The following is a 12,799-nucleotide window of genomic DNA, read 5'->3' as shown; positions in this document are numbered from 1 at the left end:
CGCGGGGGCGTTCGGCGGGGTTCGGTCAGGGCCGCGGGTCCCGGCCGGGCCCTGACGTGTTCTTGCGGGCCACGACCCGGTAGGCGTTGGAGAAGCGGGTGCGGCCCGCGAGCGGGGCGAGCAGTTGGTCCGCCGCGTAGGCCGCGGCGACGAGGGGCACGACGGCGTATGTGAGGGCCGTGCGCAGCCTGCGCTGGAGCGAGGTGGGGGCCTTGCTGCGCCAGGGGGCGTCGGCGCTCGGCAGCCAGTGGCCGAGGAACAGGGCGAGGCCGGCGGTGAGGTCGAGCGGGACGTGCGCCTCGCGGCGGTCGGTCGCGACGACGGTGTAGCCGAGGCGCTCCAGCTCGCGGCTGAGGTTGTCCATCGGGATGAGGTGCAGGTGCTGGGGCTGGAAGTACGACACCCACCACTTGCCGAGCAGCTTCGCGTAGCGGCTCTCGGGGTCGGGGACCTCGACGAGGAGGTGGCCGCCGGGGCGCAGGACGGTGCGGGCGGCCTTGAGTTCCTCGCGCGGGTCGGTGGCGTGCTCCAGGTAGTGGAACATGCTCAGCGCGTCGTAGCGTCCCGCGAGCGCGGGGGCGAGTTCGGTGAGGGTGCCGCGGTGGGCCTCCTCGACGCGGCCGGCCCTGCGGCCCTCCTCGACGGCGGCTCCGGCGTCGAGCCCGTCGAAGGCGGTGTACGGGTGGACCTCCTTGGCGGCCGCCGGGAAGTGGCCCTGCCCGGTGGCGACGTCCAGCCAGCTCTCCGGCTCGATGAGGGCCAGCAGGGTGCGGGCGGCGGCGCGGTGGCGCCGGGCCGAGCGCCGCGCGGAGTGCTGGGCGTTCAGGAGCCGCGCGGAGTGGCCGGCGTTGAGCCCGTCGTAGAAGTCCCGGTAGTAGAAGGCCAGGCCCTCGGGGGTCAGGCGCGGGTTCTGGAAGGAGTGCGAGCAGGCGCGGCACTGGTCGACGACGAAGCTGCCGGGCTTGTGCTGGAGGAGGTCGGTGGTCCGCAGCCGGGTGCGCAGGCGGCCGGAGCCGCACCAGGGGCAGTCGGTCCTGCGCGGCTCGTGGAACCGGTCGGTGCCCTGGGCGAGTTCGGTGAGATAGGCGGGCCGCCGCTCGGCGACGGCCTCGGTCGTGGGGGTCATCACGAACTCCTGTGGGACGGTCCGAGGGGCGCCACACCACCCTGGGGCGATACGACAATCCGGGGCATCCTGGAACGTAAAGGATCACGGAGAGACCCGCAATGACGCTGCGGATCCGATGCATCGCATGGCGTAACACCACGTCATGCCCCGGGTTGGGGAACGGCCGGTACTGTTCGGCGAATGAGCTCGCTGAATCTCGACGACTTCACCGATCTGATCGAGCGCCCCGACGGCGGGACGCGCCGCGACGCCGAGGAACGCCGCGCCCGCTTCGCGGTGCCGCCCGGCGCGCTCGGCCGCCTCGACGAGCTGGGCGAGTGGCTGTCGGCCGCCCAGGCCGCGGTGCCGGTCAAGCCGCTGGAGCGGCCGCGCGTGGTGCTGTTCGCGGGTGACCACGGGGTCGCGGAACTCGGGGTGTCGGCGCGGCCCGCGGGAAGTGCCGCTGCGCTGGTGCGCCAGGCCGTCGAGGGCGCGAGCGCGTCGGCGATCCTCGCGCGGCGCCTGGGTGTTCCGGTGCGGGTCGTCGACATGTCGCTGGACTGCGAGCCCGACGAGCTGCCCGCCGAGGTCGTACGGCACCGGGTGCGCAGGTCGTCCGGGCGCATCGACATCGAGGACGCTCTGACGTCCGAGGAGGCGGAGGCCGCGTTCCGTGCGGGCATGGCCGTCGCTGACGAGGAGGCGGACTCCGGCACGGATCTGGTGGTACTCGGCGATCTCAGCGTGGGCGGGACGACGGCGGCCGCGACGCTGATCGCGGCGCTGTGCGGGACGGACGCGTCCGTGGTGACCGGGCGCGGCGGCTCGCCGATCGACGACCTGGCGTGGATGCGTAAGTGCGCGGCCGTGCGGGACTCCCTGCGGCGGGCCAGGCCCGTGCTCGGCGACCAGCTGGCGCTGCTCGGCGCGGTGGGCGGCGCGGACCTCGCCGCCGCGACCGGGTTCCTGCTGCAGAGCGCGGTGCGGCGTACGCCGGTGATCCTGGACGGCGTCGTGTCGGCGGCGTGCGCGCTCGTCGGGCAGCGGATCGCGTTCCGGGCGCCGGACTGGTGGCTGGCGGGCCAGTCGAGCGGGGAGCCCGCGCAGGCGAAGGCGCTGGACCGGATGGCGATGGAGCCGCTGCTCGACCAGGGCGTGACGGTGGGCGAGGGAGCGGGGGCGCTGCTCGCGCTGCCGCTGGTACAGGCCGCCGCGGCGCTGGCGGCGGAGCTGCCGGAGGCCCCGCAGGCCGCCGAGGAGTCGCCGGGCGCCGAGGAGACGGAGACCGCCGACGCGACCGAGTAGGGCACCGGGCGCGCCTTTTTGACGGCGGGTCGCGGCGGGTTCGGTCCCGCCGCGACCCGCCGTTTCGCACCCCGGCGATGCTCGACCTGTATCACCTCAAATGACCCATATGCTCCCTGCCTATGGCAGATGAACACACGAGCGCTCCACCCGCGCGCCCCGCCCACGCCTCCACCCCCACGACGAAACGGGCGGCCGCCTTCCTCGTCTGGTACCTGCGCGTCGTCACGTTCATCAACTTCCTGAGCGCGGTCTGGGTCTCCCTCGGCCAGGACCTGCAACGGCACAACACCGACAACTACTTCACCCCGTACCTGCTGACGGCCGGCTTCGCGTCCGGGGTCTTCACCTGGTTCCTGGCGATCACGATGCGCCGCCGCAAGCGCGCCGCGTGGATCCTCAACCTCGTGCTCAGCGGGCTCTTCCTGCTCCTGTTCATCGTCGTGATGTTCTTCCCCGAGGTGCGCCGCTACGCGCAGAACTGGATCTCGCTCGTCCTGACCGCCGCGTTCGTCGCCGCGCTGCTGCTCGGGCGGCGGGAGTTCTACGCGAAGGGGGACCGCTCGAACGCGAAGCTCGCGGCCGCGGTCGGGATCGGCGGACTCCTCGTGACGTCCCTGTTCGCGACGTTCCTTGTGACCGTCACCAACCAGGCGCACGACGGGCACCACTCGACGTTCCTGGAGCGCTGGCGCTACGGCACCCTGCGCCTCATCTCGGTCGCCACCGACGAGTCCCGCTACCCCGGCATCACGTCGCCGAACTGGGTCAACGTCGCCATCAACATCCTGAGCACCCTCCTCCTGCTCGCCGTCGCGTACGCCGCGTTCCGCTCCCGCAAGGCCGTCGACCCCATCACCCCCGACGACGAGGCGAAGCTGCGCGCGCTGCTCGACAAGGAGGGCGACCGGGACTCGCTCGGCTACTTCGCGCTGCGCCGCGAGAAGAGCGTCGTGTGGTCGCCGACGGGCAAGGCGGCCGTCGCGTACCGCGTCGTCGGCGGGGTCTCGCTCGCGTCGGGTGATCCGATCGGCGACCCCGAGGCCTGGCCCGGCGCGATCGCCCCCTGGCTCATGGAGGCGCGCGAACACGGCTGGATCCCGGCCGTGATGGGCGCGAGCGAGGAGGCGGGCACCATCTACGCCCGGCACGGCCTCGACGCCCTCGAACTCGGCGACGAAGCCATCGTCGAGATCCCTGAGTTCACCCTGGAGGGGCGGGCCATGCGCACCGTCCGGCAGGCCTACAACCGGGTCAAGCGCGCGGGTCACGAGGTGCGGATCCGGCGGCACGAGGACATCCCGGCCGACGAGATGGCGTACTTGCTCCAGCGCGCCGACGACTGGCGCGACGGGGCGACCGAGCGCGGCTTCTCGATGGCGCTCGGGCGGCTCGGCGACCCGGCGGACGGACGCTGCGTGATGCTCGAATGCACTGATGGGAAAGGCGAGTTGAAGGCCGTGCTCTCCTTCGTCCCGTGGGGACCGGAGGGGCTCTCGCTCGACCTGATGCGGCGCGACAGGGACTCCGAGAACGGGCTGATGGAGTTCATGGTGATCGACCTGCTCCAGCGTGCCGGAGAGATCGGGATCACGCAGGTGTCGCTGAACTTCGCGATGTTCCGGTCCGTCTTCGAACGTGGCTCGCGGCTCGGCGCGGGCCCGGTGCTGCGCCTGTGGCGCTCGCTGCTCAGCTTCTTCTCACGGTGGTGGCAGATCGAATCCCTCTACCGGGCCAACGCGAAGTACCGGCCCATCTGGGAACCCCGCTTCCTGCTCTTCGAGAAGAGCGCCGACCTGCCGCGGATCGGCCTCGCCTCCGCGCGCGCCGAGGGCTTCCTGGAGGCGCCGGGCCTGCCGAACTGGATGCACCGCAGACATCTGGAACCGCGCCCGTGAGATCCCCGGCCGCCCTGGCCCGCGCCGAGTGGGGCCCGCTGTGGTCGACGGTGCACAGGGGGCTCGTCGCCAAGAGGTGGCGGGCGGCGCCGATGACGCTCGGCGCGGTCTGCCTCACGACCGTGTTCCAGTACGTACAGAACCAGTCCTGGGGCTATCGGTTCGTGCAGGACGTCGGCTCCGTACGGGCCGAGGACCCGTTGTGGCTGTCCGTGCTGCGCACCCCGCTGTCCCTCTTCGTGCCGGCACTCGACCTGCCCGTGTGGGGCGCGCTCGCACAGGTCCTGATCGTGTCCGGCATCGCGGAGATCTGCCTCGGCTGGAGGGGCACGCTCGCCATCGGATACGTAGCCACCCTCGCCGGCACCCTCTACGCCCGTCTCGGCATCGCCCTCGGCCCCGACGGTCCGCTCGGCCTGCCCGCGTCGGACGCGCAGATCGTCGACAACGGCCCCTCCGCGGCGGTCGTCGGCCTCGCCGTGTACGTGTGCTGGCGCCATCGTGCCTGGTGGACGGCGGGCGTGGTGGTCGCCCTCATGGTGATCGAGGCGGCCATGAAGCCGAACCTCGCGGCCAAGGAGCACCTGGCGGCGATGGCCGCGGTCGCCCTGGTCGTCGTGGCGCGGTGGGCCTTCGGCACCGTGCGTCACCGGGACGCCGAGCGCTCCGGGTCGGGTGTGCCGCCGATCAGGTCCTGAAAGCCCCGGCTCAGCTTCGACCAGCGCCGGTCGTGCCGGTAGGCGCGCAGCCGCGATCTGGCCCTGGCCTTGGGGCGCCGCCGGTACCAGCGCTTGGCCCACGCCGATCCGGGCCGCGCGAGCCTGATGGCCCCGAACAGCGCGACGAACGGCACGAGTACGCCGACGATCGCGAGCCGGGGCTTCCCCTTGAACATGGCCAGCACGACGAACAGGAGGTTGATCAGGACCGTGAGGATCGCGGTACCGCGCCCCTGCTCCTCCTGTCCCGTCACGTCGTTCACGCCGAGCGGCGAGAAGCCGCTGAGGACGAGCAGCCCGAGCGCCGCCGCGAGGACCACCACCTCCACGCTCTGCCGGCCCTGTTCGGTCCAGTACACGTCGGCGAGGTGCAGGATCAGCGCGAACTCGTCGAGGACCAGGCCCGCGCCGGTCCCGAAGATCACCGCGCAGATCGAGGCGGCAACTCCGTGCCGCCCGCTGCCGACCGCGCCGAACCCGCCGATGACGGTGAGGATCACGCCCGGCACCACGTGATGGATGTGCATGCCGCCCGGCGTGACGTTCCGGAACGGCCCGCGCCCGGCTCGGATGAGGCGCGTGATCGTACGGGTCGCCGCGAAGGTCAGCAGGAACGCTGCGAGGGCGAGCAGCAGCGGCAGCTTCCCCGGCTCGACGATGTTCCGGTACCACCAGTCGCCCATACGGCCATCCTGCCGCCGGGGCACGGGCGCCGCCCGCTGTGCTGCGCCCCCCGGGTAGCCTGCCGGGATGCCCGCAACCCCGGCCGACGGCCTCCGCTTCGCCTTCGGCACCCTCACCGTGCTCCCGGTCAAGGTCACCCGATGGGACCGCGAGGCGGCCCGCGCCGGAATGCTCTGTGCCCCCGTCGCCGGGCTCGTCGTGGGCCTGGCCGCCGCCGCGCTCGGCGCGATCCTGACGCTGCTCGGCGCCGGACCGCTGCTCGCGGCCGTGGCGAGCGTGAGCGTCCCGGCCGCGCTGACCCGGGGACTGCACCTGGACGGGCTCGCCGACACCGCCGACGGCCTCGGCAGCGGCAAGCCGGCCGAGGACGCACTGCGCATCATGAAGCAGTCGGACATCGGCCCGTTCGGCGTCATCACGCTCGTGCTCGCGCTCCTCGCCCAGGTCGCCGCGCTCACCGAGCTGTACGCGGATTCGTGGGCCCGCGGCGCGCTCGCCGCCGTCGTCTCGGCACTCATCGCCCGGCTCGCGCTCACCCTGGCCTCGCGCGCCGGTGTCCCGCCGGCCCGGCCCGAGGGCCTGGGCGCCGCCGTCGCCGGAACGGTGCCGGTGCGCGGGGCGCTGCTCGCCGCCGCCGTGACGGTGTGCGCCGCCGGTGCCGCGGGCGCCGTCACCGGCTCGGCGTACGGCGCCGTGCGCGGCGCGGCGGCCGCCGTACTGGCCTGCTGCGCGGCCGAACTCCTGCTGCGCCACTGCGTGCGCCGCTTCGGCGGAGTGACCGGTGATGTCTTCGGCGGCATCGCCGAGACCGCCGCCACCGCGGCCCTCGTCGTCCTCACCTTCGGCTGACACGGCCGCGGTCGCATACCGCGAAGCGCACCCTCGCGCACACGGGCGTAGGCTCCCCAAGGGGCCATACACCCCACGGCCCGTCAGAACTCGTTCAGACACCATGAAAGTAGGGACCTCACCACCGTGACTGCTCTGACTCTCAGCACCGCCGCCGCGTCCGGCCTGCGTGCCGACGCGATCGTCGTCGGTGTGGCGAAGGGTGCCAAAGGACCCGTCGTCGCCCCCGGCGCGGAGGCCGTGGACAAGGCCTACGACGGCAAGCTCGCCGCCGTTCTGGAGACCCTCGGCGCTTCCGGCGGTGAGGGTGAGGTGACGAAGCTCCCCGCCCCCTCCGGCTTCAAGGCCCCGGTCGTCCTGGCTGTCGGTCTCGGTCCGGTGCCGGAGAAGGACGAGGCGTACGACGCGGAGGCCCTGCGCCGCGCCGCCGGTGCCGCCGCCCGCGCGCTGGCCGGTGCGAAGAAGGCCGCGTTCGCCCTGCCCGTCGAGGACTCGGGTGACGCGGGCGCGATCGCGGAGGGCGCCCTGCTCGGCGCGTACTCCTTCGACGCCTACAAGGAGTCGGCCGAGGACGGCAACACGAAGAACGGCAAGGCGCCGCTCGCCGAGATCGCCCTGCTCGGTGCCAAGCCCCGCGACAAGGCGTTCAAGGCCGCCGTGGAGCGCGCCCTCGCCGTGACCGAGGAGCTCAACCGCGCCCGCGACCTCGTCAACACCCCGCCGAACGACCTCACCCCGGAGGCCTTCGCCGCCGTCGCCTCGGCCGCGGCCAAGGAGCACGGCATCAAGGTGCAGATCCTCGACGAGAAGGCGCTCGTCAAGGGCGGCTTCGGCGGCATCCTCGGCGTCGGCGCCGGCTCGGAGGCCCCGCCGCGCCTGGTGAAGCTCTCCTACACGTCGTCCAAGGCGGACAAGCACCTCGCCTTCGTCGGCAAGGGCATCACGTACGACTCGGGCGGCATCTCCCTCAAGCCGGCCGGGCACAACGAGACGATGAAGTGCGACATGGCCGGCGCCGCCGCCGTGTTCGCCGCCGTCGTCGCTGCCGCGCGTCTGGGCCTCAAGGTGAACGTCACCGGCTGGCTCGCGCTCGCCGAGAACATGCCGTCGGGCTCGGCCACCCGCCCTGGTGACGTCCTTCGCATGTACTCCGGCAAGACCGTCGAGGTCCTGAACACGGACGCCGAGGGCCGCCTGGTCCTGGCCGACGCCATCGCCAAGGCCTCCGAGGAGACCCCCGACGCGATCGTCGACGTCGCCACGCTGACCGGCGCGATGATGCTGGCGCTCGGCAACCGCACGTTCGGCATCATGGCGAACGACGACGCTTTCCGTACGTCGATCCACGAGGTCGCCGAGGAGGTCGGCGAGCCGTCCTGGCCCATGCCGCTCCCCTCCGACCTGCGCAAGGGCATGGACTCCGCCACCGCCGACATCGCCAACATGGGCGAGCGCATGGGCGGCGGCCTGGTGGCCGGCCTCTTCCTCCAGGAGTTCGTCGGCGAGGGCATCACGTGGGCCCACCTCGACATCGCGGGCCCGGCCTTCAACGAGGGCGGCGCGTCCGGCTACACGCCCAAGGGCGGCACCGGTTCCGCGGTCCGTACGCTGGTGCGCCTCGCGGAGCGCACGGCCGACGGTGACCTCGGCTGACGCGTAAGGCACGGCTCGACAGCCCCCGGGTGCGACGGCACCCGGGGGCTGTTCGCTTTCGACGAAATCCGCAGCCTCCTGGACCCCCGCACCCTGGTTTCAGGTGTAACCGCCGTCTCACCCCCGGGCCCGGCGTCCCGTCCGCCGTCGACAAGTGCGAGGATGGCCCCGGCAGGATAGGGCCCCCACCACAGGGCCGAAGCATAAAAAGCGGCCGGACACCAGCCGCCGCCCGGTCACTGCAGACCGGCGTACGGCGCACATGCATGGAGGACGTGACGTGGCGAACGACGCCAGCACCGTTTTCGACCTAGTGATCCTCGGCGGTGGCAGTGGCGGTTACGCCGCGGCCCTGCGCGGAGCGCAGCTGGGCCTGGACGTCGCCCTGATCGAGAAGAACAAGCTCGGCGGCACCTGCCTGCACAACGGCTGCATCCCGACGAAGGCCCTGCTGCACGCCGGTGAGATCGCCGACCAGGCGCGCGAGGCCGACCAGTTCGGTGTCAAGGCCTCCTTCGAGGGCATCGACATCGCGGGCGTCCACAAGTACAAGGACGACGTGATCTCCGGCCTGTACAAGGGCCTGCAGGGTCTCGTCGCCTCCCGCAAGGTGACGTACATCGAGGGCGAGGGCCGCCTGTCGTCCCCGACCTCCGTGGACGTGAACGGCCAGCGCGTCCAGGGCCGCCACGTGCTCCTCGCGACCGGCTCCGTGCCGAAGTCGCTGCCGGGCCTGGAGATCGACGGCAACCGGATCATCTCCTCGGACCACGCGCTGAAGCTGGACCGCGTCCCGCAGTCCGCGATCATCCTCGGCGGCGGCGTCATCGGCGTCGAGTTCGCCTCCGCGTGGAAGTCCTTCGGCACCGACGTCACCGTCGTCGAGGGCCTGAAGCGCCTCGTGCCCGTCGAGGACGAGAACAGCTCCAAGCTCCTGGAGCGCGCGTTCCGCAAGCGCGGCATCAAGTTCAACCTCGGCACCTTCTTCGAGAAGGCCGAGTACACGCAGGACGGCGTCCGCGTGACCCTCGCCGACGGCAAGACCTTCGAGGCCGAGATCCTCCTGGTCGCCATCGGCCGCGGCCCGGTCTCGGCCGGTCTCGGTTACGAGGAGCAGGGCGTCGCGATGGACCGCGGTTACGTCCTGGTCGACGAGTACATGCAGACCAACGTGCCGACCGTCTCCGCCGTCGGTGACCTCGTCCCGACGCTCCAGCTCGCGCACGTCGGCTTCGCCGAGGGCATCCTGGTGGCGGAGCGTCTGGCCGGTCTCAAGACCGTCCCGATCGACTACGACGGCGTGCCGAAGGTGACGTACTGCCACCCCGAGGTCGCCTCCGTCGGTATCACCGAGGCCAAGGCCAAGGAGATCTACGGTGCGGACAAGGTCGTCGCTCTGAAGTACAACCTCGCGGGCAACGGCAAGTCCAAGATCCTCAAGACCGCGGGCGAGATCAAGCTCGTCCAGGTCAAGGACGGTGCCGTGGTCGGCGTCCACATGGTCGGCGACCGTATGGGCGAGCAGGTCGGCGAAGCCCAGCTGATCTACAACTGGGAAGCGCTGCCCGCCGAGGTCGCCCAGCTCATCCACGCCCACCCGACGCAGAACGAGGCACTCGGAGAGGCCCACCTGGCCCTCGCGGGCAAGCCGCTGCACTCGCACGACTAGGTCAGGCCGCAGGCTGGACCCAGTCGTCCCTGTCGTCCCCTGGGCGCGACGACCGACCACAGACTTCCGCACTCCCCCAAGCTCTCAACATCGCTCGAGCAGGGGAGACCCCACTAAGGAGCAACAGAAACCATGTCGGTTTCCGTATCCCTTCCGGCGCTCGGTGAGAGTGTCACCGAGGGCACCGTCACCCGCTGGCTGAAGGCCGAGGGCGAGCGCGTCGAGGTCGACGAGCCGCTGCTGGAGGTCTCGACCGACAAGGTCGACACCGAGATCCCCTCGCCCGCCGCCGGCATTCTGGCCTCCATCAAGGTCGCCGAGGACGAGACCGTCGAGGTCGGCGCCGAGCTCGCCGTCATCGACGACGGCACGGGCGCGCCCGCCGCCGCCCCGGCTCCCGCCGCTGCCGAGGCCCCGGCCCCGGCCGCCGCTCCGGCCCCCGTCGCCGAGGCCCCCGCGGCCCCGGCCGCCGCCCCGGCCGCTCCGGCCGCCCCCGCCGGTGCCGCTTCCGGCACCGACGTCGTGCTGCCCGCTCTCGGCGAGTCCGTCACCGAGGGCACCGTCACCCGCTGGCTGAAGGAGGTCGGCGAGGAGGTCGCGGAGGACGAGCCCCTGCTCGAGGTCTCCACGGACAAGGTCGACACCGAGATCCCCTCCCCCGTCGCCGGCGTTCTCCTGGAGATCTCCGTCGCCGAGGACGAGACCGCCGAGGTCGGCGCCAAGCTGGCCGTCATCGGTGCTCCCGGCGCCGCTCCGGCCGCCGCCCCGGCTCCGGCCGCCGCCGCGCCCGCCGCCCCGGCTGCTCCGGCTCCCGCTCCGGCCGCCCCCGCGGCTCCGGCCGCCCCGGCTCCGGCTCCGGTTGCCGCTCCGGCCCCGGTCGCCCCCGCGGCTCCGGTCGCCCCGGCCCCGGTCGCCCCGGCCCCGGTCGCCGCTCCCGCTCCGGTCGCCCCCGCCGCCCCGGCCCCCGCCGCGGTCGCCGGTGACGAAGGCGCGTACGTGACCCCGCTGGTCCGCAAGCTCGCGTCGGAGAACGGCGTGGACCTGGGCACCGTCAAGGGCACCGGCGTCGGTGGCCGTATCCGCAAGCAGGACGTCATCGCCGCCGCCGAGGCAGCGAAGGCCGCCCCGGCCCCCGTCGCCGCCGCTGCTCCGGCCGCCGCGAAGGCCCCGGCCCTGGAGGTCTCCCCCCTCCGCGGTCAGACGGTCAAGATGACCCGCATGCGCAAGGTCATCGGCGACAACATGATGAAGGCGCTGCACTCGCAGGCCCAGCTGACCTCGGTCGTCGAGGTCGACATCACCAAGCTGATGAAGCTGCGCGCCAAGGCGAAGGACGCGTTCGCGGCCCGTGAGGGCGTCAAGCTCTCCCCGATGCCGTTCTTCGTCAAGGCCGCAGCTCAAGCGCTGAAGGCCCACCCGGTCGTCAACGCCCGGATCAACGACGCCGAAGGCACCATCACGTACTTCGACTCGGAGAACATCGGCATCGCCGTTGACGCCGAGAAGGGTCTGATGACGCCGGTCATCAAGGGCGCGGGCGACCTGAACATCGCCGGGATCTCCAAGAAGACCGCCGAGCTGGCCGGCAAGGCCCGCGGTGGCGGCCTCACGCCGGACGACATGTCCGGTGCGACCTTCACGATCTCCAACACGGGCTCGCGCGGTGCGCTCTTCGACACCGTCATCGTGCCGCCGAACCAGGCCGCGATCCTGGGCATCGGCGCCACGGTGAAGCGTCCGGTCGTCATCAACCACCCGGACCTCGGCGAGACCATCGCCGTCCGGGACATGACGTACCTGTCGCTCTCCTACGACCACCGTCTGGTGGACGGCGCGGACGCCGCCCGCTACCTGACCACGGTCAAGGCGATCCTGGAGGCGGGCGAGTTCGAGGTCGAGCTCGGCCTGTAGTCCTACCGCCCCGTAGGGCTGTAACTCTCGTCTCATCAGCGCGTACGCCCCCGTCCGGAGGTCTTCCGGACGGGGGCGCCGCCGTATTGTCTAGAGGTCAACGCACCTTGGGGTCTGCCCGCCCGTCTCCCGACCACCGCCCCTCAATGAGGCCCTTCGGGCCGCACCTTCCCATCGCTGGAGGAGCCATCATGACCGCGCCCGTCGTCCACTCGCTGCGCGAACAGATCCGCGAGCACATCGTCGAGGGGATCGTCAGCGGGCGCTGGAAGCCGGGCGAGCGCATCGTGGAGCGCCGCATCGCGACGGAGCTCGAGGTCAGCCAGACGCCCGTGCGGGAGGCCCTGCGGGAGCTGGAGAGCCTGCGCCTGATCGAGTCCGCCCCCAACAAGGGCGTCCGGGTGCGGAATCTGACGGCGGCCGACCTGGAGGAGAGCTACCCGGTCAGGGCCGGCCTGGAGGCCATCGCGGCGGAGCTGGCGGCCGGAAAGCTGGCCGAGGACTGCTCGGCCCTCGAACCCCATGTGGCGGCCCTCTACCGCGCCGACCAGGAGGCCGACGGGACGGGCCAGGTGCGGCACACGGTCGCCTTCCACCGCGAGCTGGTGCGTGCCGCGGGGAACTCCGTGCTCCTGCACACCTGGGAGGGCCTCGGCATCGAGGTGTTCACGGCCCTGTCCATCCGGTGGCTGGGCACCGTCCAGCAGTCGTACGCGGAGGAGCACGAGGCGCTCGTGGCCGCGTTCCGGCGCCGGGATCCCGCGATCGCGGAGCTGGTGAAGGCGCACGTGCTCGGCTGCGCCCCGCGCGCCTGAGCCACACCCCGCTCAGACGTCGTCGCGTCACCCCTCCCACCTGCGCATATCCGGCGTTCCGCCTTCGAAATCAAGGCACCCGGTGCCCTGTTCAATGGCACCGGATGCCCACTTTCTCCGTCTGAGGAAGTTTTCTCCTTCAACCCTTTGATCGATCATCGATCAGGGAGTTAGAGTCGCCGACGGGT

At 72.1% G+C, this 12,799-nt stretch carries 10 protein-coding genes; 8 read left to right on the top strand and 2 right to left on the bottom strand.

Annotated features, from left to right (window positions below; all coding sequences use genetic code 11):
- Window positions 1-25: 25 nt before the first annotated feature.
- Window positions 26-1,126 (bottom strand): class I SAM-dependent methyltransferase, encoded by a 1,101-nt coding sequence (locus OHA58_RS26260; protein WP_405481797.1) that lies wholly within the window; start codon window positions 1,124-1,126, stop codon window positions 26-28.
- A 183-nt stretch (window positions 1,127-1,309) separates the two neighbouring features.
- Between OHA58_RS26260 and cobT the strand changes: the two genes are divergently transcribed.
- From cobT to OHA58_RS26245, 3 genes are all read left to right on the top strand, one after another.
- The gene (cobT, locus tag OHA58_RS26255; protein ID WP_405481796.1) at window positions 1,310-2,413 is read left to right on the top strand and encodes a nicotinate-nucleotide--dimethylbenzimidazole phosphoribosyltransferase; all 1,104 of its coding nucleotides are present in this window, start codon (window positions 1,310-1,312) and stop codon (window positions 2,411-2,413) included.
- Between the two features lie 122 nt (window positions 2,414-2,535).
- The gene (locus OHA58_RS26250; protein WP_405481794.1) at window positions 2,536-4,311 is read left to right on the top strand and encodes a phosphatidylglycerol lysyltransferase domain-containing protein; all 1,776 of its coding nucleotides are present in this window, start codon (window positions 2,536-2,538) and stop codon (window positions 4,309-4,311) included.
- Entirely contained in the window at window positions 4,308-5,009 is a 702-nt protein-coding gene (locus OHA58_RS26245; protein WP_405481792.1) for a hypothetical protein, read from the top strand. The genes OHA58_RS26250 and OHA58_RS26245 overlap by 4 nt, the downstream gene beginning before the upstream one ends.
- On the opposite strand, the gene OHA58_RS26240 is transcribed toward OHA58_RS26245, so the two are convergent.
- Window positions 4,958-5,713: a hypothetical protein gene (locus tag OHA58_RS26240; RefSeq protein WP_405481790.1), complete on the bottom strand. Its 756-nt coding sequence runs from the start codon at window positions 5,711-5,713 to the stop codon at window positions 4,958-4,960. The genes OHA58_RS26245 and OHA58_RS26240 overlap by 52 nt on opposite strands.
- A gap of 67 nt (window positions 5,714-5,780) precedes the next feature.
- On the opposite strand from OHA58_RS26240, the gene OHA58_RS26235 reads away from it, so the two are divergent.
- The 5 genes from OHA58_RS26235 to OHA58_RS26215 all read left to right on the top strand — a co-directional run bounded on the left by OHA58_RS26235 (window position 5,781) and on the right by OHA58_RS26215 (window position 12,611).
- Window positions 5,781-6,563, top strand: a complete 783-nt coding sequence (locus OHA58_RS26235) for an adenosylcobinamide-GDP ribazoletransferase (protein ID WP_405481789.1) — start codon at window positions 5,781-5,783, stop codon at window positions 6,561-6,563.
- 126 nt (window positions 6,564-6,689) lie between these two features.
- Window positions 6,690-8,216 (top strand): leucyl aminopeptidase, encoded by a 1,527-nt coding sequence (locus OHA58_RS26230; RefSeq protein WP_405481787.1) that lies wholly within the window; start codon window positions 6,690-6,692, stop codon window positions 8,214-8,216.
- A 280-nt stretch (window positions 8,217-8,496) separates the two neighbouring features.
- Window positions 8,497-9,885, top strand: a complete 1,389-nt coding sequence (gene lpdA, locus OHA58_RS26225) for a dihydrolipoyl dehydrogenase (RefSeq protein ID WP_405481786.1) — start codon at window positions 8,497-8,499, stop codon at window positions 9,883-9,885.
- A 132-nt stretch (window positions 9,886-10,017) separates the two neighbouring features.
- The gene (gene sucB / locus OHA58_RS26220; protein WP_405481785.1) at window positions 10,018-11,796 is read left to right on the top strand and encodes a 2-oxoglutarate dehydrogenase, E2 component, dihydrolipoamide succinyltransferase; all 1,779 of its coding nucleotides are present in this window, start codon (window positions 10,018-10,020) and stop codon (window positions 11,794-11,796) included.
- A 191-nt stretch (window positions 11,797-11,987) separates the two neighbouring features.
- Window positions 11,988-12,611 carry a GntR family transcriptional regulator gene (locus tag OHA58_RS26215; RefSeq protein ID WP_100592131.1) on the top strand — a complete coding sequence of 208 codons (624 nt, stop codon included), beginning with the start codon at window positions 11,988-11,990 and terminating at the stop codon, window positions 12,609-12,611.
- Window positions 12,612-12,799: the final 188 nt, after the last annotated feature.

The sequence above is a fragment of the Streptomyces sp. NBC_00009 genome (genome assembly GCF_045040855.1).
Classification (GTDB): domain Bacteria; phylum Actinomycetota; class Actinomycetes; order Streptomycetales; family Streptomycetaceae; genus Streptomyces; species Streptomyces aureus.
This window is presented reverse-complemented; position numbering and strand designations above follow the sequence as displayed.